The organism is Legionella saoudiensis, from assembly GCF_001465875.1.
GTDB lineage: Bacteria > Pseudomonadota > Gammaproteobacteria > Legionellales > Legionellaceae > Legionella > Legionella saoudiensis.
In genome coordinates this window covers 985,860-1,007,120 of the sequence record NZ_LN901324.1, presented here as the reverse complement: position 1 = coordinate 1,007,120, position 21,261 = coordinate 985,860, and the positions used below count along the sequence as shown (strand labels likewise).

The following is a 21,261-nucleotide window of genomic DNA, read 5'->3' as shown; positions in this document are numbered from 1 at the left end:
GAAAGATAAATTGCAACTTAAAGTGAATAAGAGAATCAATAACTTGTCGCTAAATCATTAATTTTGGTAAAATGATGACGAATCACCATATAGCTGATCTAAATTCATGCCAATTAATACACGCCTTATCTTTTCACTGAAAGCCGAGTGCTCTAGAAAGTTTTTAGAGTGGGTGAATTATAAACACTCCTTAACTGATAAATTACGTGATACGCAAGGGGATGCTCAAATTGAGTTATTGTCTCAGCAATGGGTGAGAACCGATTTTTGGTCTAAAAGTTTGCTTGATGTGCGTGATGCCTCCGTTTTTCAACGGGAAATCCTCATGAAGAGCTATAATGTACCTTATTGGTATGCACGAACTATCATTCCTCAACGTTGTTATGATTTAGATACCGAGTTTTTTGGCCGCTTACGTAAAGAGTCAGTTAAAAATTTGATTTTTAATATGGCGCAAGTAAAACGTATTAATTCCATTAATTATCCTGTAGATGATCAATGTGTGGAGTTTTATTGGGTTAAAAAATACATTCCAACCATTAGAGATGTTCTTTGGGTTCGTATCGCTGAATTTTTATTTATGGAAAAAGAATCATTTTATTTAGTAGAAATTATGTTTCCTGAATTAGGGGAGATTACTCCATGAAGTGGACTGCATACTGGCGGCTTATGCGTTTTGATAAGCCAGTAGGAATTTTATTGCTTTGGTTTCCTACGGCCTGGGCTTTATGGCTAGCAAACAAAGGGATGCCCTCATTGAAGTTATTTGTTTTATTTTTAACCGGTACCTTATTAATGCGTGCTGCTGGCTGTGTGATGAATGATATTGCGGATCGCAATATTGATAAACACGTTGCACGAACAAAATTACGTCCATTAACCTCGGGAGAAATAAGCCTAAAAGAGGCCCTGGGCGTCTTATTTATCTTACTGTTTGCTGCATTGTTTATCTTACTAAGTTTACCATTGGCTTGTTGGTATTTAGGCGTGATTGCTTTATTCATTTCAATTCTTTATCCGTTTTGTAAGCGATTTTTAAGCGCACCACAGTTCATTCTTGGCTTAGCCTTTTCCATGGGTATTCCCATGGCTTATATGGCTTCTAATGTACCCTTAAATGCTGAATGTACTTTATTATTTCTGTTGAACTTTGCTTGGATTGTGGCTTATGACACGATGTATGCGATGACTGACAAGGAAGATGATTTACGCATAGGTGTAAAATCTACTGCGATCTATTTTGCCAGTTATGATCGTTTTATTATTGGCCTTTTGCAATGTTTATTACATGGTTTATGGTTTTACTGGGCATTAAGCAACAAGGTAAACAGCATTGGTTTTTATGGTTTTTGGTTTGCAGCGGGCATGGTTTTGCTGTATCAGCAGAAATTAATACGCAAACGTGAGCGATCGCAATGCTTCAGAGCATTTATCATTAGCGTTTATTATGGCGCATTCATGTGGCTTGCATTAGCAACTGTTTTGTAATCTTACAAATATATCTAAGTCAGTACTTTGTGTTAAATACTTAATTGATCAGAAGTAGGTCATATGGTAGGATGCTTTCTTTTTTTGAGTATTTATTTATCATGACGTATTACTTTGGTAGTAAAGAGCAGGTCAATGGCGATATTAAATATAATGAACATGATTTTGCAGCGGCATTAAAATACTATAAAAAAGGCCTCGAGAATCTGCAGCAAATTGCAGCTCAGCGAAATTTTACTGCCAATAGAGCCTTTAACGATGCATTGGCATATGTACTTAGCGATGTGGTTGTTTGTGCCACAGATCTGCTTAGAGCTTCGCTTAAAGGCAAATTAAATTATCCCGAAATAACTCAAGCATGGAAGGAGATTAGCAGCGCTCTTCAAGAGCTACAGGTGGTTTGTGATAATACTAGTATTCAACGATTTACCGGTTCTCAGACTACTCCTGAACGATTGAATATGGTTTATTCTGCTGTTGCTCTGGCTGCTGAGGCGGTTAGTGATAGGTTAATCGATTGGCTTGATAGGGCTAAAAAGACCCCGACAGAAAAACAATTTTTAATCGCTTTAACTTGGCTAAAACGCGCCATGGATAATTTTGATAAGGCGGGTGAGGAGATTGAAGCTGAATTACATATCGGCTATTTAAATCTTTTAGAACGCGCCTTTCATTGCGAGAAAAACAAACGCATTCTTACGCGAATCACGAACTACATCCAAAATAACTCTGTGCATGAGCTAGAGCTATCTGCTCAATATAAATTAGAACTGCTAGGGTATGAGCTTTTAGTTGCTGTTGAAAACAATGATTCAGCCGCTCATGAACTTGCTAGGCAATGTAATGTGTTAATAAAAGTTACTACGGATATAGATGAAGAGAGCGAGCTAATCGCCGATCTTCGCAAACTAATGGCTCGTTTGCCAGTGGATAATGAAGAAGTAAAAATCCCTAAAAAAATAGAAAAACGTAGGCGAATTATTATCGACGAAGAGGAGGAAGAGCTCCACATGGCTACTTCTACGGAAGTTCCTGATGTTGCAATGGATAGCCAGGCAAAATTCAGAAAAGTTGATGTTATGGATTTAGAAGAGCCCTTTTATACATCAGATGTAGTGCCGATGGATTCTACACTTGAACGAAATAGGCCAACGGCAACGCCTATGCAGTTGGAAGCATCGGAAGTATCTGCACACGTTGTGCCAACTACTTCATTGTTCGCCAACACATTTTTTGTGCCGTCAGCTCGGGCAGCCCAAACTACAACAGTGACTCCTCTGGGCCACCATAAAGCCTTTAAGAAAGCGATGTTTCATATTGCTGAAAATTACAATAATACTGGATTCTTAGCAAATTTATTATCAGTTTTTTCTGATTTTTACTATAAAAGCAAAGACTTACCTTTTAAAAATCTTCCTATAACTGCTTATTCACTTTATAGTGCAGTTTTAAAATTAAACCCTCAACACCAAGTCGCTATTAGTAGAATGAAATCTCTTTATCGGCATAATCCACGAATGATTAATGATAATAAGCATTTCGCCACTTCTATGGTGTCTCAGGCTATAAATGCGCATGAGATTTTCGTTAATGCAATTAAAGATAATATTCGGGAAGTTGAAACCTATTTGAGTACGAAGCCAGAGCAATTAGATGCGCTATTTAATCAGTTTATTCTTTTTATTACGAAGGCAATAAAAGAAGAAGGGATAGCTGGGAAACAATCCACTCTTATCGCTGAATTATTAAAGTCAAAGTATGATAATTTTGTTTTAGCGAAAGCACTAAGCCAGTTTTCTGAGAATCAGCCTACGCAATTTGAACTAAGGTAAGTATCCAAAAAGATGTCATCCCTTGCTAATGGATGGATGACATCTTTAAACTACTTGGAAGTTAAAATGTTTCACTTCCATTATCAGCAACTACACGGGTGTGTTTGCCGTAAATTACCAAAATCTTTTGCTTATTTTTTAAGTTCAGATCTTCGGATTGAACAACAGAAATTATACCACCAGATTTTAATTTAATAACGTACTCAACTCCACGTGTCTGATTGTATCCATTATCAACAAAGTCTCCACTTGATGAACTTTTTGCAGCACTTTGTCGGTGCAAATTAACTGTACGCTTGGAGATAATAGTGCCGGGAATAACTTTTTTAATTTTGCCTACTTCATTAGCATCATATTCTCCAGGAGGTGTGGTTTTACAACTGCTTAAGGCCAGTCCTAAAACAGCCACTAAAAGAAACTTAACTAGGGAATTATTTTTCATGGTAAATATACTCCAAGAATTGCTCATTGATTGCTAGGGCATTCTAGCGAATTTAACCATTTATTGCTATTAAAGGCACTCAGTATTTATGGCTTGGTGATGGAGTATTTTTTATAAAATAATAGCGCTCACTTAAGCTTTTGAGAGCCTGTCATCTTAGCAAGGAATTGTTTAATTCGGTCAATAGGCTACTTGCACCAATACGAAACCAACTTTTATCGATAGGTTTTCTTATAATTAATTCGGCTAGTTTTGCGTAATTAATAGCCTGGATTGGCGTTTTTACTCCACCTGATATTTTAATACCACAGTGTGAATTTGAATCTTTTATAGCCGTTAGAACTGTGAATACAGCAGGTAAAGAGGCTCCCTGGGGTATTTTTCCGGTGGATGTTTTTAGAAAATTACAGCCAAGATCAATTAACTGATGACTTACCTCATAAATACGTTGGAGTTCAGAAAAAGCCCCGGTTTCCAGTATTATTTTTAAGGTGCGATTCTCTTTCCTGCATAAGTCGATAACGGCCTGGCACTGAGTTAATGCCTTATCCTTTCTACCTTCCAAATATGATTGATAGGGCAGTACGTAATCTATTTCTGTGGCATTAAGTTCTATAGCTCTATATATTGACTCTAAAACAGAATTAAGTTCCTGGTTACCTTCTGGAAAATTAACCACGGTAGCTAACTCAATAGTACCAAGCTGGGGAAATAGTGACAGATGTTTACTATAGACACATACGGCCGCAACCTGGCTTGTACAGGCATTGCGCTTTAATTGAGCCAGAGAGTCAACAGAGGCCTGTTCATCTAATAAGGTGAGGTCAAGTGTACGAATTAAGCACTCAGCACTAATTACAGGTTGACCTTGAGCGCTGAGTAATAATTCGATAACCTCATTTAATGATGATTCTAAAATCACTTGAGTCCTGCAATGTATTCTTTTAGCAGTCTATTAAGTTGTTTAGCGGCATTAGCAGCCATTTCAACAACCGCATCATGGCTGTGGGCTGTTTGAGCTAAGCCTGTAGCCAGGTTAGTAATAGTGGCAATAACGGCTACCTGCATGCCACAATGATTCGCTACGAGGACTTCTGGCACTGTAGACATTCCAACTGCATCTGCGCCTAAAACTTTAAAGGCTCTAATTTCGGCTGCCGTTTCATAATGAGGACCTAATACGGAAATATAAACACCTTCTGCAAGCTTAATTGATAGTTTTTTCGCCATGGCGTGTAAGTCTTGACGCATGGTTTTATCATAAGCATTGTCTAGAGGATAGAATCGCGGACCAAATTCCTCCTCATTAGGACCAATTAAGGGATTATGTGGTTGCAAGTTAATATGGTCATTGATTAACATTAGCTCACCTGGCCCAACGTCTTCTCTTAAGGAGCCAGACGCATTTGTAGCAATAAAATATGTACATCCTAAGAGCTTTAAGGTGCGGACATAAGTTTTTACTGTTTCATAATTTTCTAGGCCTTCATAGGTATGAGCTCTTCCTTGCAAGCAAACAACACCCACACCGTTCCAATACCCTAAAATTAAATTTCCGCCATGGCCATGTACGGTGATTTTAGGAAATCCAGGTAGATCGTTAAAACTAATACGAACAGAGTCTTGTAACTCATCAGCAAATTGGCCTAAACCTGAGCCTAAAACAACAGCAACGGTTGCTTTGAATGAAGGATGTAGTTTTTTAATATAGTCCGCTGCTAAATGGGGATAGCTCTGCTTTGCTGCAGTGTTCATCATACAAATTATCCTATTAGGGGTTAAAATCAAAAGCTAAGGGCAAGAGTTCTTTTACGGTAATACTCCGAATGACTGAATCTTTAGTACAAAGATGTATCATTGTATCCGGTGCTGAAAACTCATGAATCCTTTGACGGCATGCGCCACAAGGAGAACATAACGTATTTGTTCCAGCGAGTACGACCATACTTTTAATGCGCTGTTCTCCGGCCGTAACCATTGCTGAAATAGCAGATGTTTCTGCGCAAACGGTTAAACTGTAGGAGCCATTTTCAACATTGGTTCCTGTATAAAAATTATCATTTTCAGTACGAATACAGCACGCCACAGTAAACTTAGAGTAGGGCGCATACGAGTGCGCAAGTACATCATGGGCTTTGGAAATCATTTTCGCAACTACTGGGTCCATTTATCTCTTGCCTGAATAAAATTGAAAAGGCTAGATTATAGAGCAGAAGTTATTTTATGGCTAGATGGTTTAAATCTCTGTTCTCATCAACTACTTGATTTAAATTCTCTGGCACCCCAGGAGATGCATCTTGGAAGATTTGTTTGGTATGTACTGGTTCCTTGGTATTCGTGAGGTCATTTTGGGGTGTTATGCTTGCGCCTAAACCCTTTTCCATTGCATCAGCTGATGAGGTAAAGGTTGTCGGATGGTCACCAAAATTGTAGTCTAATAAATACTCACAAGCTAAAACACCAAAACCTGCACAAACAAGAATGGTGAATATAGAAAGAGCCATGGTAATTGGTGGAAAGAAAAACATTATCGTAGCGGAAATGGCACTGATCACACTGATAATTGATGTAGATAAAGCATAGGATGTATAAGCTTCTTGCTGTGAGTAGGAAAAATCCTGGTCTTTAGGTGGGTTATTCAGTTTATGGTATTCACCTATAGTCCATAGGGTGTTTCCTAGAACAAAAAGCCAGGCTGCTGGCGGAAATAGGGCAGGTACGAAAATAGCGGCAACACTTACAGCGGTTGCGATAAAGCCAGCTAATGATGAAAACAGAAATTGTTCTTTAATTTGAGCAAAACCATACCACTCTTTATGAGCTCGTTCGTGCTCAGGTTGGTTATAGCTTGCGGCAAACCAGAAGCTATACGCAACAAGATATAGACCTAATGACAGAAATCGGAAAGCAGCAGCGGCAGCGGCAAAGGGCACGTATTGAAGCTTCGATGCTATAAAGCCGGTAAAGAAAAGAGGGCCACTCGTTTTTTCTAAATATTTGGTAGTCGCCATACAGGTTATTATTCCGATTGCTCTATGTCTTGCACATTGTATCTTAATTGGACAAGGAAGTCCAGTGCATATAAAAGCAGTATAGCCTAATTATCGTGGCCTTGATGCTGTCAGCATAAGCAATATTTTTATTTTTGCAGCGTCAGCTGTATCCTCTTCTTTCTGTTTGGCTTGTTCTCTTTGGAAGAAGTTAATCCTTTTTTTAATCAGGGGTTTAAAAATAGTCAACCTATAATAAATTTAGGTTAATTAATTGAGTTTGCTTTTAGTTTGATTCGCACTAGCAAACCGCCATCAGGGTTGTTCTCGGCGCTAATGCTGCCTTGATGTAACTGAATGGCACGAAATGCAATGGCTAAACCTAAACCATATCCGCCCGTTTTTTTCTCGCGGGCAGTATCAACACGATAAAAAGGATTAAATATTTTTTCTAGCTGTTCCTCAGGAACGCCAGGTCCTTTATCACTAATATCAATATATACCCATTCTTTATTTTCATCATGATATAACGAGACACGTATTTGTTCGGTATCGGGAGTGTAATGCAAGGCATTGCGCACGATATTTTCAATTGCGCGATGAATTAAGCGTTGATCAACAAATAATTGACAGGGCTCTAATGATTCTGCAATTACTCGATTTGTCTCATGATTACATTCATAATTAGCATCTTGAACCACGCTTTTTAATAGTGCAGGCATGTCAACCAGGGATAGATGCAACTCCGTAGTGGACTTATCCAGACGTGCGAAATCTAACACTTCGGTAATTAATGCATTTAATCGGGAACATTCGAGTTCCATACGGTTAAACTCTGTTTCTGCGAGTTGATTGGTTTTATTTCTTCCTAATTCAATCGCAATTTGCAAGCGTGCTAGGGGAGATCTTAACTCATGGGAAATATCCTGAAGTAGACGTTCTTTCGAGTTAACTAATGCTTCAAGCTGTTCTGCCATGCGATCAAACTCATCACTCAACTGCGCAATTTCGTCTTTATGGTGCCCCTTTAATTGCCCAACACGAGTATTTAGTTGGCCTTTGGCAATAGACTTTGCCGCCATACCTAATGAGCGTAAAGGTAGGGTTAGGTAGCGCGAGAGCAAGTAGCAAATCAAACCACTAATAAATGTGGCTAAAATGAGCCGTATTGCAAGACCTGCCCAGGGAATACCAACAAAATGAGAAATAGGTTTTTCGCTCACCGCAGCCAGGCGATAGAATTTGCCTGATGTGGATAAAATTTCATGGCTGACAATGAGCTTCCCTGATTTTAAAATGCCTTCACTTAATTGATCCTTAAGTAAGTTTTCCGCAACTTTTTTTACATTTTCAGGAGGAGCCTCTGTGCCAATAATTTCGCCGGTACTCGAAATTAGGAACATAGTCATGTGACGAGAAATGCCAATTTTATTTAACCATTTTAATAATGCAGTATGTTCACCTGATTCAAAAGTAGCCACTGCGGCATTCGCATAGCTATCCATAAAAAGCTGTTCTTGGGCAGGTAAGGAGGACTTTTGAGCTACATGGCTAATAACCCAAGCGGTAGTGATAATAATAAGAATGGTTGCTAACCAGAAAGATAAGAAAATTTTCCAGTATAAACTACGCATTAAATAAATATCCAAAACCTCGTACTGTTTTTACTATGGGTTCGCCCTGCGGATTATCGCCTAATTTGTTTCTTAAATTACTTATGTGCACATCGATACTGCGGTCGTAGGCAGTGTATTTTCTTCCCAAAGCATATTCCGTCAGCTCTTCTTTAGAAAAGGCTTGCCCAGGTGATTTAATTAACATTTCAAGAATATTGAATTCTGCATTAGTTAATTCAAGGTAATGTCCCGCCATAGTAACGTGGCGTTTAGAGCAATCGACCACAATGTTATGATGCTCGATTACTGGTTTGGAAGCAGGTATTTTTTGGGTACGTCTTAAAATAGCGCGCAACCTGGCAACCAACTCGCGTGGGTTGCAAGGTTTGGGTAAATAGTCATCCGCCCCAATTTCCAGGCCAACAATGCGATCAATGTCGTCACCACGAGCAGTTAACATCAGTACCGGGGTTTCAAGATGCTCGCGAATCGATTTTAATACCTCAAAACCATTTAACTTAGGAAGCATTACATCCAGAATAATGGCATCAAAAGGTTGGTTTAACGCTTTTTTGACGCCACTTTCACCATCATGCACACAGATGGCATGATAGCCTTCTGGCTCTAAGTATTGGGCCAGCAAATCAGTTAATTCCGTATCATCATCGATAACAAGTATATTTCCATTCATGATATGCCTTGGTTTAAGAGCGTTTCTCAATGCACTCTATAAGCTTAATTCGGCGTGCATCTGCATTAATAATTTTAAATTCCAAAGAACCAATAGTTATGGTTTCTCCACGTGTAGGTAAGTAACCAAAACTGTTCATCACAATTCCACCGATTGTATCATAGGTTTCATCGCTAAAATTAGTATTGAGTTGTTCATTAAATTCGTCAATTGGGGTATGTGCTTTGACAATATAATGTCCATTGTCATGAGCTTTAATATAAGCATCTTCGTCGATATCGAATTCGTCTTCGATGTCTCCAATAATTTGCTCAATTATATCTTCAATAGTAACAAATCCTGAAACTTCACCGTATTCATCTACAACGATTGCCATATGATTTTTATTACTACGGAACTCGCTAAGCAGACTATCAAGACGCCTGCTTTCGGGAACAAAGGTCACTTGCCTACAAATATCAAGTAAATCAAAGGAGTTGCTGTTATCAGCCTGATAACGTAGTAAGTCTTTAGCATGCAATATGCCGATGACTTCTTCTCCATTTTCGTCGGTTACCGGAAAGCGAGAATGCCCTGTTTGGGTCACTGTTTTGATAATATCATTAAACTCATCATCTTGCTTGAAACAAACCATTTGGTTTTTCGGCAACATAATGTCTCGAACACGCATTTGCGAGAAAAGAATAGCACCCTCAATCATTGCTAATGTTTCTGAATTGATAAGGGAGCGAATTTGAGCGTCTCTCAATAAACTAACGAGCTCTTCTTGATTTTGTGGTTCGCCTTGTAAAAAATGCTTCAAGCGCGCGAACCATGAACCGCTTTCTTCCTCTTTAGTCAAGTTGATTACCCTCTGCATCGTAAGGATTAGTATAACCTAATTCAGCTAGCAATTTGATTTCTATTGCCTGCATTACGGCTGCATCTTCATCCTTAATATGATCATAGCCTAATAAGTGTAGGATTCCATGAATCAGTATTAGACTCCAATGAGCATCTAATGTTTTATGGAGTTCCTCGCTTTCAGCAAGTAATACCTCGGGGCAAATAATTATATCGCCTAGCAAGGGGAAATCCAGTTGAATTTCCGGAGGTAATTCACTTGGAAAGGCCAGGACATTTGTTGGCTTATCTTGTTTCCTGTATGTACGATTTAATTGCGTGATTTCTTCTGGAGTAACAAAGCGAACAGTTACTTCTGCTTCTTTTTTGTAATCTCTTAATGCCAGTGAAGCTAAACGCGTTATTTGGGCCTCATCCATTGCCAGAGGCGCATCGGTTGCATTTTGAATATCAATGTAATAAGTCATAATAAAATTATTTAGTTTTTCCTGTTGAGTTACGATCATAGCAATCAACAATTTTTGATACCAGAGGATGTCGCACCACCTCACGACTTGTGAAGGTATGAATACTTATCTCTGGGATTTTTTTGAATAATCCTACTGCATGGGCAAGTCCTGAATCAATACCTCGAGGCAAGTCTACTTGGGTCATGTCGCCGGTAATCACTGTCTTAGAGCCAAAACCCATACGTGTTAAAAACATTTTCATTTGCATTATGGTGGTATTTTGAGCTTCATCAAGGATGATAAAGGATTCATTTAATGTACGTCCACGCATAAATGCCAGGGGTAATACTTCAATGATGTCACTTTGAATGAGCTTTTGGGTTTCTTTAAAACCAATCATTTCATATAAGGCATCATAAATGGGTCTTAAATAAGGCAATACTTTTTCCACTAAATCACCAGGCAAAAAGCCCAGTTTTTCCCCAGCCTCGACCGCAGGCCGTACAAAAATAAGACGTTGCACTTCACCTTTTTCAAAGCATTGAATTGCTTTAGATACGGCAAGATAAGTTTTACCCGTTCCTGCAGGACCAACAGCGAACGTAATGGCGTTCCGATCAATAGAATCAAGAAAAGCGGCTTGCTTGTCGTTGCGTGCAGTGATTAATTTACGTGAAAGCTTGACGTGGTGAGTCATCGCTTGTTGGTCATCCTCAAACATATATTATCGATAAAAAAAGGCTAATTCTAAAACTATAAATATAGTGCAGAAAGCTTACATTTTGCAAGTAGGAGATTCTGGACAGCTAAACTGTATGATTTAATTTGAGCTGCTTCCATGTCTTGATTTATTCAACGATGAGCGCATAATGATAATCCTTAAAAATCAAGGAGTGATCGTTAATGGCTCGTTCTATGGGTAAAGCATTTAGACAGGCTGTACAAGATAATAAGCCTTTACAAGTGCTCGGTACAATAAATGCCTATTCTGCTATGTTGGCCCAGTCCTCCGGTGCGCAGGCAATTTATCTTTCAGGCGCAGGTGTAGCCAATGCTTCTTATGGAATACCTGATTTGGGAATGACCAGCTTAGCTGAAGTTCTTGAAGATGCCCGTCGTATTACCGAAGCCTGCCCTTTACCACTTCTTGTAGATGTAGATACAGGTTGGGGGCATGCATTTAACATTGCGCGAACCATTAAACTTATGGAAAAAACCGGTGTGGCCGCAATTCATATTGAAGATCAGGTTCTTGCAAAACGGTGTGGACATCGACCAAATAAAGCCATTGTTTCTATGAAAGAAATGGGGGATCGCATTAAAGCTGCAGTTGATGCTCGCCTAGATCCTGATTTTGTAATTATGGCGCGAACAGATTCTTATGCTGTTGAAGGGATGAATGCGGCAATTGAGCGAGCCCAGCTTTGCGTTGAATTAGGCGCAGATATGATTTTTCCAGAAGCAATGGCTACTTTGGATGAATATCAAACATTTAATCGCGCAGTTCAAGTGCCCATTCTTGCCAATATTACTGAATTTGGTAAGACCCCGTTATTTACTCGCGAAGAACTAGCTGCTGCGGGAGTCTCTTTAATTTTATATCCACTGAGTGCGTTTAGAGCGATGTCTCAAGCTGCGTTAACTACTTATCAGTCAATTATTCAGCAGGGCACACAACAATCGATGCTGAGTAAAATGCAAACTCGCGAAGAATTATATGGAGTTCTTGGTTATCACCTTTATGAACAAAAACTAGACCAATTGATGGAGGAAGAAGACAATGAGTGTTAAAAGCGGTGGTTTAGCCGGAGTTATTGCTGGTGAGTCGGCTATTGCAACAGTTGGCCTGGGAAATGGTTTGAATTATAGAGGCTATTCCATTAATGATTTAGCAGAGTATGCTACGTTTGAAGAAGTTGCTTACTTATTACTTTATGGTAAGTTGCCAACACAGAGCGAGTTAGATGCTTATACAAAAAAAATTGTAGGTCTACGTACTTTGCCAGAAGCATTAAAAGCAGTTTTAAAAATGATTCCTAAAGATACGCACCCAATGGATGTATTAAGAACAGCCTGTTCATTCTTAGGGAACATTGAACCGGAACATAATTTTTCTGAGGAACATCAAATTGCCGATCGCCTGCTTGCTTTATTTCCAGGCATGATCTGTTACTGGTATAACTTTCATTTTAAAAATAAAGAAATATCCGGTTTAAGTGAGGAGCCAACCACGGGTGGGCATTTCCTGGCATTATTGCATGGCCGCAAGCCAAGCCAGCTTGATGTAGACATGATGAATGTTTCCTTAATTTTATATGCGGAACACGAGTTTAATGCATCAACTTTTGCAGCACGGGTGACCGCTGCCACACTTTCAGATTTCTATTCAGCCATTGTTAGTGCTATTGGTACCTTGCGCGGGCCTTTACATGGAGGAGCGAATGAGGCAGCAATGGGAGTCATTGAGCGTTTTAAAACTCCTGATGAGGCTGAGGCTGGTTTGAAAAAAATGCTGGAGAATAAAGAGTTGGTTATGGGCTTTGGTCATCGAGTTTATACAACCAGTGACCCACGTTCTGACATTATTAAGAAATGGTCCTTCCGTTTGGGCGAAGAAAAGCAACAGCTTGATTTATATAATGTTTCTGAGCGTATTGAGGAAGTCATGTGGGAAGAAAAGAAATTATTTCCCAATCTCGATTTCTATAGTGCTTCTGCGTACCATTACTGTGGAATTCCTACTTTTTTATTCACGCCAATTTTCGTAATGTCGCGCATTACTGGATGGGCAGCTCATGTATTTGAACAACGTGCGAATAATAAACTAATTCGTCCTTCATCAAAGTACATTGGTCCTGAACCTAAAGAATTTCCTGCAATTAATACTAGAGGTTAATATGAGCGGTTATGTAGAAGATAATGTGAAGCCTGATTACGATCAGGTGATTATTGATATTGCTGATTATGTGTCAAACAAAAAGATTGATAGCGTTGTCGCTTATGAAACCGCCCGTTTGTGTTTAATGGACACTTTAGGTTGTGGCATTCTGGCGCTTAACTTTCCTGAATGCACTAAATTAATGGGGCCTGTTGTTCCTGGCGCTACTTTGGCGGGAGGGGCACGCGTTCCCGGAACATCTTTTGAGCTGGATCCGGTACAAGCCGCGTTTAATATTGGAGCGATGATCCGCTGGTTGGATTTTAACGATACTTGGCTGGCGGCAGAATGGGGGCATCCATCGGATAATCTGGGCGCTATTCTTGCGGTTGCGGATTATATGTGCCGACAAAATTGTGCTCAAGGTAAGGCACCTATCCTAATGCAGGATGTTCTTACGGCGATGATTAAGGCGCATGAAATTCAAGGCTGTTTAGCTCTGGAAAACAGTTTCAACCGTGTTGGTTTAGATCATGTGATTTTAGTTAAAGTTGCTAGCGCTGCGGTTGCTGCTTTGTTGTTTGGCGCGGATAGAGACATGATGTTAAGAACTTTATCTCAGGTTTTTGTTGATGGTCAAAGCTTGAGAACCTACAGGCATGCTCCCAATGCTGGTTCTCGTAAATCATGGGCTGCCGGGGATGCCACATCACGTGCTGTGCGCCTGGCTTTAATTGCCAAGCATGGTGAAATGGGGTACCCCAGTGCTTTAAGTGCACCTACCTGGGGCTTTTATGATGTTTTATTTGGGAAGAAGCCATTTAAATTCCAGCGCCCATATGGTAGTTATGTAATGGAAAATGTGCTGTTTAAATTATCTTATCCAGCGGAGTTTCATGCACAAACAGCAGTTGAATGTGCGGTGGCATTACATCCCATGGTAAAAGAGCGATTTGATGATATTGCGCGGATTGAATTAGTTACTCATGAATCAGCAATTCGTATTATTAGTAAGCAGGGTGCGCTTCATAATCCAGCGGATCGAGATCATTGTTTACAGTATATGGTTGCTATCGGCTTGCTATTTGGTGATTTAACCGCAGAGCATTATGAAGATGATGTTGCAGCAGACCCACGCATTGATGCGTTACGTGCGAAGATGCATGTAACGGAAAATGAGCGTTTTTCACGTGAATATCATGATCCGGAAAAACGTTCGATTGCCAATAGCATCAAATTGGTGTTTAACGATGGTAGTGAAAGTGAATTGATCACTGTTGAATATCCTATTGGCCATAAGCGCAGACGTGAAGAGGGAATTCCGGTTTTATTGTCTAAATTCAAAAAAAACCTGAGCACTCAATTTGCTGCTGACCGTGTAGAAAAAATAACAAAGGCTATGAGCGATACCAATACTTTAGCTGCTATGAAAGTTGACGATTTCATGGCGATGTGGAAGCTATAGAGGTACGAGTTAATTAGGATTAATGATCTAAGAAACATAGCGGTAAGTAACCTAGAGTTCTGCACTTCGAACTCTAGGTTGCTTCACTCCCGTTCGCAATGATGGAATGGGGTGAAAAACCTATGCTCAATCTATCTATTATTATTAGAAACGTAGGGACGAAGCAACCCAGGAGTCCGAAGCACGTAATCCTGGGGATTCTTTTGAAGATGATGGATGCTTTAAGTTGCTAAATTTTATATCTGTGGCAATGGCATTTTTAAATCTTGCGTTGTAAACCCGCTGCGGCCAATATTTTGGTTGAAATTTCTTCAATAGAATACTTCGTTGAATTAATGTAAGGTATCTTTTCTTTTTGATACATTGCTTCAACCTCCGCTACCTCCAGACGGCATTGATCTGCAGAAGCATATTTACTATTAGGTCGGCGCTCTGAACGAATTTGTTGTAAGCGAGGCACATCAATGGTTAGGCCAAAGAGTTTATGTTTATAGGGTTTTAGTACCTCGGGTAACTTAAAGCCAATCATTTCCTCCTCGGTAAATGGGTAGTTGGCTGCTAAAATTCCATATTGCAATGCCATATACAAGCAGCTTGGCGTTTTACCGCAGCGTGAAACCCCAATGAGGATAATATCGGCTTTCTCATAACCCCGTGTTTTAACGCCATCATCGTGAGACAGGGCGAAATCAATGGCCTCCAGTCGATGAAGATATAACTGGTTATCTACCACACCATGTGTCCGACCTACGGTATACGATGATTTTTCATTCAATTCATATTCCAGAGGGGCAATAAAGGTATTAAACAAGTCAAAAACACAGGCTTTAGCTTCTTTAAAAAAATGGCTACGTATTTCTCGATTAACAAGGGTCATAAAGACTAAGGGTTTACTGCCATGCTCCTCATAAGCCTTATTAATTTGCAGCACTACTTTTTCAGCTTTTTCCAATGAATCAATGTAGGGAATGGTCAGGCGTTCGAAGGAAATATTGTCAAACTGGCTAATCAAGCTGTTTCCAAGTGTTTCTGCAGTGATTCCTGTTCCATCAGAGAGCATAAAAACATGGCGTTTCATTAGTTACCTTTAAAGCGAGTAGAGATTAATTTATTTTAAAATGAATTGGTTAATATCTCCAGCAAGTGTACATATTTATATGCATCTGCTATCTTATAATTTAAATGGAGAATTATAATTTGAAGGTGGCTATGGAACAAAAACGCTTTGGTGGTCACGATAAGTTATTTATTTTTGGAATGATTTGCCTAACTATCAGTTTGGGCTTGTTCTTTTTTAGTCTATATATTTTGCCCTATTTTCTATTTGAATGGAGTTATAATATTCCCGATTTTATTTTAGAACTTTTGGCAAAATACCAGGATGATTATCAGTACACTTCCGCAGGAAGCAAAACGATTATTTGGCTCATGTTTTTCATACCCTGTGTCATCACCGGGATAATTTCTTATTTTATTTCTAGATACTTTGATCAGCAGATGTATGGCCCCGAAATTAATCCAGAAGAAGAGCCGGAAAAGCAGCCAGGTGAATTACAAAAGCAAATTAAAGAATCTGCAAGCTTTGGAGGCAAAATTCTTGCGTTAATGATTGTAATCGTGGTGCTTATATTTTTGTTGCAATATTTAATTCAATCAACTTCCTAGCAAAGAAGGATGACAGGAGTTTTTTATGTTTAATCAATGGAAAATTAAAAGAATTGTAAAAAAGATAAAAGCAATGCAAGCAAACCGGGTAAATAATCAACCGGGTGATGATGTGCTCAAAAAAGAAATTGCTTATTATTTTGAATTAGCTGAAATCTATAAAAAGATGCAGGGCAGCAAGAAGTTCCCTTTCGCGCGCATTATGTATGAAGAATGCCTGAGAGCGGCAACAAGTATTGATGACGCACAAGCTAATTATCTATTAGGGAAAATGATTTTAGAAGAGGCGAAATTTAGAGAGCAATTGGAAATAGAAGGTGTTTTTAAAAGCGAATCAAATAGTAAAAACTGTCAGCGCCTTTATGATGAGGCTCATGCCTATTTATCTGCCGCGGTAAATTTAGGTCATATTGAAGCGAAAAGATTGAAAGGTTTGTGCTTTATTAATGGTTGGGGAACTGCAGCCGATAAAAAAGCGGGTTTTGATTTAATTGTGGCAAGTATTGAACAAGAGGGCTCTTGGGATAGAGTGCCACAAATTTTCGCAGCCATGGGGCTTAACAAACCCGAGTTTTTCTCTGAAATTATGCAACATCGAAAAGGTGGATAATATACCGCTGATGCAATTGCTCATACTGACGTTGCGCTGTGATATACTTAAATGAAAATAGTATAGGTGATTTGATATGCCCTTAAATCCGCTAGAAATTATAGACATGCTCAGCAAACTGTATCCTCAGCAAGAAAGTGATACTAAAAAACAGCAAAAAATGGCTGAGCAGCAAGAAATCATGACGCGCATGAAAATTGATAATGATAATTTTTTTGCGCAAATGAATAGGCTATTTTCAGAGATGCTGAGCGCCGAGCGTTTAAAAGCAGAACTCGAAGAAGCAGCGAGACAAGCTGGATTTGATAATCTGCAACATGCATTAAATTTTGCACAAAATAAATTTGGACAAAGTCCTCTACAGCAAGCATTCCAACAGCAAGATTTTAACAAAGCCAACCAGATGATGGATTATGGCGCAGAGGTTGGTCCTGTTGAACGCGCAGCCTTTGAAATGGCGTTGGATAGTAAGGCGGCTGCAGATGCCGGCTTACAACGGCCTACTGCCAAAGACGATAAACTCCATCCGGTTAAAAATTTCGGACTTACTTTAGGGATTGAAATGACCAGTAAGGATGGTACTTTCTCTCAGTTAGCTGACGTAGGTCCTTCTTATAAGGTGATGTCGCAATCTGTTGCGAAGTATGCTGAACGAGAACCTAAATTTAAAGAAATTTCTGAAGCGTTTAACTTTTCTGAGAAAACAGCAGGATTTTCTGCGAGTACAGCTCAAAACTCACCTCAAGCTGGTGAGAAAATAGCTGAGCGTATTAGCCAAGGTAAAATTACCACCATCCCTGTTTCTTGTGAGGGGCATGCTATGGGGCTCTCGGTAGTTCCAGATGGCCCCGGTTCTAAATCCGGATACATGGTTTTTACAAACCGTGGTGTTGGGGCAGATAAGCCTGGTACGCAAATTTACCGCATTGATGATTTGAGTAAGGTTGATAGCAAATTTATTAACTCGATGTTGAATGGACATGCTAATGGCCAATCCCATGATGCCATAATGACAAAAATTCATAATGTTGCAGGTAATAAAGACCCAATACATGAGATCGATCAACAAGGGCAAAAACGCGATAACTGTACAATTGCTAATCCACGCTCCAATATTCATGGTATTCTTTTATGCCAGAAGGCAGTAGAAAAGGGTGGTTTTGATAAATTAAGTGCTCAGGACCATCAGAATGCTAAATCAGATTATAAAAAATTCAGTGATGGAATGAGATCGGATAAAGCTGATGAGCTGGTTGCTGCTATGGCAAAAAATCCTAAGGATCCTGATTTGACTAATTTGGCAAAAGAATATTTAAAACAGCATGCGCATAAAGATAGCGATGCAGATAATAAGATCAGAGATAAATTAGAAGGGGCATTAGCTCGTTCTGCTGATGCAAGAGCACAAAATGATCAAAGTTATGAACCTCCAATGTCCGCTCCACGATGAGGACATTTATTTCTCTCTAACCTGATGTAGCCTGGATGAAAGGAACTGTAGTGGGAGCAGAATGTCCCCGCTACAGGGATATGGCTAACTAAGAGCTCCATATTTGATCAATTAAAGCAAACTCAGGGCTCCGTCTTGAGCCTCTGGCTTGCTTGTCGTTATGTTTCTTACAATAATTGAGATATCAATTAAATTCCTCGTCATTGCAAACAAAGTAAGCAACCCAGGGTCCCCATGCTTTGAATCTGTCAAGAATAATATTGAAATACTGCCCTGTAAAATAATAAAAAGCCAATTTAACCTATACTTTATAAAGCCTACGTACGCTCAGGAGCTCATGATGAAACGAATAATGCTAGGTGGTTTATGTCTTTGCATGCTCGCCCAGGCTGATGCACTTGACCTTTCAGGGCCAAACAACACGTTATTACCATCCCCTTATCCGGTATACGTAATCAAAGGCGCAGGCGTTGTTAATCATTCTTATCCAGGAGCAGTTCAAGTGCTATTACCTACAGATAATACTTATACAAGCAATCCTGGATGTTATATTGCATGCTATTCCCATTCTCCTGGGCTCTATATGGTTTCTCCAACGATTTCAGTTATGGGGCAAATTCGCGTGCCTGGCAAGTATATGATACGTATTTGCAAGCCAGAGGGTTATCAAAATATCGATATTAGTAAATCAGATCAATTAAAAGAGCTATGCACTGAAAAAATTAAAGGATGTAGTAATAATTTATGTTGGGCTGGTGGAGATACTGGCGGTTGGTTTGGTATCCAATAACAGCTTGTTTGATTTGCGTACATGAGCCGAAAAGTAGAGGTTAAGAGCTTTTTCAGGATCTGTTAACAGAATTATCCACAGATTTTGTGGATATCTTTTTATGAAAAATAACACTCCAATGCTTATATACACAGGATTGTAATTTGTTTTAATTTTTATTGGATAATGGAGGAGGAAGTGTCTTATGAAAATTATCCACAGGAGAAATTAGAGCTAGATAAAAATCTTTTCGGTATACTAACAAAAAATAAAATGAAAGAACAGCTTGATTTTATATTTTTTTGTACTATGAGGTAAAACAACCTCACCGGCCGTATTATTATGTAATTATTCTTAATTAGTTTTATACGCCGTATATTCCTTCACAAAGCCCACCATGGCTTGGCTTTCTATAATAAAGTGTTATGATGAGAAAAAGGTAAGCTGAAGAACCCTGAAAAATAAGGAAATTTCATGTTAAGACGTGACATCTCAACAACAAATGTTTTAATTGCTGCGGCTGGTGGAATGGTAGGGTCTGGATGGTTATTTAGCCCATACATTAGTGCTCAAATTGCAGGTAGCAATTCATTAATTTCTTGGGTTATTGCTACTTTTTTTATGTTGTTTATTGCATTGCCCCTTTGCGAACTAGGTACCATGTTTCCGATTTCTGGGGGGATGTCTAATTACCCGACATTTACTCATGGAAACGAAGTTGGATTCTTATTTGCATGGACTTCATGGCTTTCTTACGTGGTAATGACTCCGATTGAAATTCAAGCTATTCTTCAATACGCCAGCCACTTTTTTCCTATATTAGTCGCAGGTCACTCTGTCACTTTACAGCTTTCAGCTTATGGTTATGTTGCCGCTGTGGCCATCATGCTCTTTGTTGTGTTTTTAAATTCTTACGGAATTAAATTACTGGCTGAATGTAATAAATATGCCAGCATTATAAAATTCATATTACCCAGCATTGCCATTGCTTCTTTCTTTTACATTGCTCCCTCAATGAGTAATGTTTCCGTGAATGTATCTGATAAGAGCAGTTGGGTTGCTATTTTTGCCGCACTTTCTGAAGGAGGAGTGGTTTTTGCATTTACGGGGTTCCAAAATGGGTTGATGCTTGCGGGCGAAGTTAAAAACCCGCAGCGTAGCATTCCAATTGCGATTTTAGGTGCAGTCCTAATAGGTTTTATTTTATATTTTCTCTTGCAATTAAGTTTTATTGTAGCTATTCCACAACACTATTTAAGTCATGGCTGGTCAGGATTATCTTATCCTGGGGACAGTGGTCCTTTGGTTGGATTAGCTCTGCTTTTAGGGTTGGGTGTGGTTGCCACCTTACTCATGATCGATGCTTCTTTTTCCCCCTTTGGTACAGCTTTAGTTTATGCGGCAGCAACCTCTCGTATTTTGTATGGAATGGCACAAAATGGGCATTTACCTAAAATATTTTTAAAAGTAAATCGTCATAAAATTCCTTACATTGCCTTATATGCCAATTTAATTGTTGGCATGTTGTCCTTTTTACCCTTTCCTGGATGGCAGAAACTGGTAGCGTTCCTTTCTTCTGCTAGTATTCTTTCTTACAGTATTGGGCCGATTTGCTTATTAGCCATGCGTAAATTGCAACCGGAAACACCACGACCATTCAAATTATATGGGGCATTGATTTGCTCTCATATTGCGTTTTATTTTTGTAATTTAATGCTGTACTGGTGTGGTTTTGCAATTATCTGGAAACTTGATGTGGCTTTATTGCTTGGTTTAATTCTGTATTTTATAGCGCATCGAAAAGGGTCTTTTGATAATGGTCTACTCATGGGATGGTTCTTCTTGTATATGGGAATTATGCTTTTAGTATCTTATTTAGGCTCTTTTGGGGGAGTAGGATTACTTCGCTTTCCTTTTGACTTAATTTGTATTTTCCCCTTGAGCTTATTTATTCTTGGTTTGTCACAGGCCTTATTAAAGCCTGTGAATCATAAGCATGTAGCTACTGAACTAGATGAAGTTATTGATATAAAAAAGAATGAAGTGATGATTTGAGTATCATCACTTGCACTT

The 21,261-nt window shown here is 39.1% G+C and carries 22 protein-coding genes; 11 read left to right on the top strand and 11 right to left on the bottom strand.

The window, feature by feature from the left end:
* The first annotated feature begins 106 nt into the window (after window positions 1–106).
* The 3 genes from BN3124_RS13305 (at window position 107) to BN3124_RS13295 (ending at window position 3,320) form a co-directional block, all read left to right on the top strand.
* A complete protein-coding gene (locus BN3124_RS13305; protein ID WP_058535265.1) occupies window positions 107–646 on the top strand; it encodes a chorismate--pyruvate lyase family protein in 540 nt (179 codons plus the stop codon).
* Window positions 643–1,488, top strand: coding sequence for a 4-hydroxybenzoate octaprenyltransferase (gene ubiA, locus BN3124_RS13300; protein WP_078061562.1), 846 nt, complete (start codon window positions 643–645; stop codon window positions 1,486–1,488). Before BN3124_RS13305 ends, ubiA begins: the two co-directional genes overlap by 4 nt.
* Before the next feature lie 101 nt (window positions 1,489–1,589).
* On the top strand, window positions 1,590–3,320 hold the full coding sequence (locus BN3124_RS13295; RefSeq protein ID WP_058535264.1) for a hypothetical protein: 1,731 nt from the start codon (window positions 1,590–1,592) through the stop codon (window positions 3,318–3,320).
* A 61-nt stretch (window positions 3,321–3,381) separates the two neighbouring features.
* On the opposite strand, the gene BN3124_RS13290 is transcribed toward BN3124_RS13295, so the two are convergent.
* The 10 genes from BN3124_RS13290 to BN3124_RS13245 form a co-directional block, all read right to left on the bottom strand.
* Window positions 3,382–3,762: a metallophosphoesterase family protein gene (locus tag BN3124_RS13290; protein WP_058535263.1), complete on the bottom strand. Its 381-nt coding sequence runs from the start codon at window positions 3,760–3,762 to the stop codon at window positions 3,382–3,384.
* 151 nt (window positions 3,763–3,913) lie between these two features.
* Entirely contained in the window at window positions 3,914–4,684 is a 771-nt protein-coding gene (gene deoC, locus BN3124_RS13285; RefSeq protein WP_058535262.1) for a deoxyribose-phosphate aldolase, read from the bottom strand.
* Window positions 4,681–5,520, bottom strand: a complete 840-nt coding sequence (locus BN3124_RS13280; RefSeq protein ID WP_058535261.1) for a purine-nucleoside phosphorylase — start codon at window positions 5,518–5,520, stop codon at window positions 4,681–4,683. The genes deoC and BN3124_RS13280 overlap by 4 nt, the downstream gene beginning before the upstream one ends.
* A gap of 13 nt (window positions 5,521–5,533) precedes the next feature.
* Entirely contained in the window at window positions 5,534–5,929 is a 396-nt protein-coding gene (cdd, locus tag BN3124_RS13275) for a cytidine deaminase (protein WP_058535260.1), read from the bottom strand.
* A 49-nt stretch (window positions 5,930–5,978) separates the two neighbouring features.
* A complete protein-coding gene (locus tag BN3124_RS13270; RefSeq protein WP_058535259.1) occupies window positions 5,979–6,773 on the bottom strand; it encodes a hypothetical protein in 795 nt (264 codons plus the stop codon).
* A gap of 245 nt (window positions 6,774–7,018) precedes the next feature.
* Window positions 7,019–8,386: a two-component system sensor histidine kinase CpxA gene (cpxA, locus tag BN3124_RS13265; protein ID WP_058535258.1), complete on the bottom strand. Its 1,368-nt coding sequence runs from the start codon at window positions 8,384–8,386 to the stop codon at window positions 7,019–7,021.
* Complete coding sequence (gene cpxR, locus BN3124_RS13260; protein ID WP_058535257.1) at window positions 8,379–9,059, bottom strand: two-component system response regulator CpxR; 681 nt, start codon at window positions 9,057–9,059, stop codon at window positions 8,379–8,381. Before cpxR ends, cpxA begins: the two co-directional genes overlap by 8 nt.
* Before the next feature lie 13 nt (window positions 9,060–9,072).
* Entirely contained in the window at window positions 9,073–9,918 is an 846-nt protein-coding gene (locus BN3124_RS13255; RefSeq protein WP_149865269.1) for an HlyC/CorC family transporter, read from the bottom strand.
* Window positions 9,893–10,369, bottom strand: a complete 477-nt coding sequence (ybeY, locus tag BN3124_RS13250) for an rRNA maturation RNase YbeY (RefSeq protein WP_058535907.1) — start codon at window positions 10,367–10,369, stop codon at window positions 9,893–9,895. Before ybeY ends, BN3124_RS13255 begins: the two co-directional genes overlap by 26 nt.
* Window positions 10,370–10,376: 7 nt before the next feature.
* Window positions 10,377–11,072: a PhoH family protein gene (locus tag BN3124_RS13245; protein WP_230849144.1), complete on the bottom strand. Its 696-nt coding sequence runs from the start codon at window positions 11,070–11,072 to the stop codon at window positions 10,377–10,379.
* Window positions 11,073–11,254: 182 nt separating this feature from the next.
* On the opposite strand from BN3124_RS13245, the gene prpB reads away from it, so the two are divergent.
* Genes prpB through BN3124_RS13230 form a run of 3 tightly spaced genes read left to right on the top strand, consistent with a single transcriptional unit; the run spans window position 11,255 to window position 14,694 of the window.
* Window positions 11,255–12,142: a methylisocitrate lyase gene (gene prpB / locus BN3124_RS13240; RefSeq protein ID WP_058535255.1), complete on the top strand. Its 888-nt coding sequence runs from the start codon at window positions 11,255–11,257 to the stop codon at window positions 12,140–12,142.
* Complete coding sequence (gene prpC / locus BN3124_RS13235; RefSeq protein WP_058535254.1) at window positions 12,132–13,247, top strand: bifunctional 2-methylcitrate synthase/citrate synthase; 1,116 nt, start codon at window positions 12,132–12,134, stop codon at window positions 13,245–13,247. The genes prpB and prpC overlap by 11 nt, the downstream gene beginning before the upstream one ends.
* 1 nt (window position 13,248) lies before the next feature.
* Window positions 13,249–14,694: a bifunctional 2-methylcitrate dehydratase/aconitate hydratase gene (locus BN3124_RS13230; RefSeq protein ID WP_058535253.1), complete on the top strand. Its 1,446-nt coding sequence runs from the start codon at window positions 13,249–13,251 to the stop codon at window positions 14,692–14,694.
* Between the two features lie 259 nt (window positions 14,695–14,953).
* On the opposite strand, the gene ppsR is transcribed toward BN3124_RS13230, so the two are convergent.
* Entirely contained in the window at window positions 14,954–15,772 is an 819-nt protein-coding gene (gene ppsR / locus BN3124_RS13225) for a posphoenolpyruvate synthetase regulatory kinase/phosphorylase PpsR (protein WP_058535252.1), read from the bottom strand.
* Between the two features lie 131 nt (window positions 15,773–15,903).
* On the opposite strand from ppsR, the gene BN3124_RS13220 reads away from it, so the two are divergent.
* The 5 genes from BN3124_RS13220 to BN3124_RS13200 all read left to right on the top strand — a co-directional run bounded on the left by BN3124_RS13220 (window position 15,904) and on the right by BN3124_RS13200 (window position 21,243).
* A complete protein-coding gene (locus tag BN3124_RS13220) occupies window positions 15,904–16,359 on the top strand; it encodes a hypothetical protein (RefSeq protein ID WP_058535251.1) in 456 nt (151 codons plus the stop codon).
* Window positions 16,360–16,384: 25 nt separating this feature from the next.
* A complete protein-coding gene (locus BN3124_RS13215; protein ID WP_058535250.1) occupies window positions 16,385–16,969 on the top strand; it encodes a hypothetical protein in 585 nt (194 codons plus the stop codon).
* 76 nt (window positions 16,970–17,045) lie between these two features.
* Window positions 17,046–18,419: a Dot/Icm T4SS effector AnkD/LegA15 gene (gene ankD / locus BN3124_RS13210; RefSeq protein ID WP_058535249.1), complete on the top strand. Its 1,374-nt coding sequence runs from the start codon at window positions 17,046–17,048 to the stop codon at window positions 18,417–18,419.
* Between the two features lie 337 nt (window positions 18,420–18,756).
* Complete coding sequence (locus BN3124_RS13205; protein ID WP_230849143.1) at window positions 18,757–19,209, top strand: hypothetical protein; 453 nt, start codon at window positions 18,757–18,759, stop codon at window positions 19,207–19,209.
* A gap of 453 nt (window positions 19,210–19,662) precedes the next feature.
* Window positions 19,663–21,243: an APC family permease gene (locus tag BN3124_RS13200; RefSeq protein WP_058535247.1), complete on the top strand. Its 1,581-nt coding sequence runs from the start codon at window positions 19,663–19,665 to the stop codon at window positions 21,241–21,243.
* Window positions 21,244–21,261 lie beyond the last annotated feature (18 nt).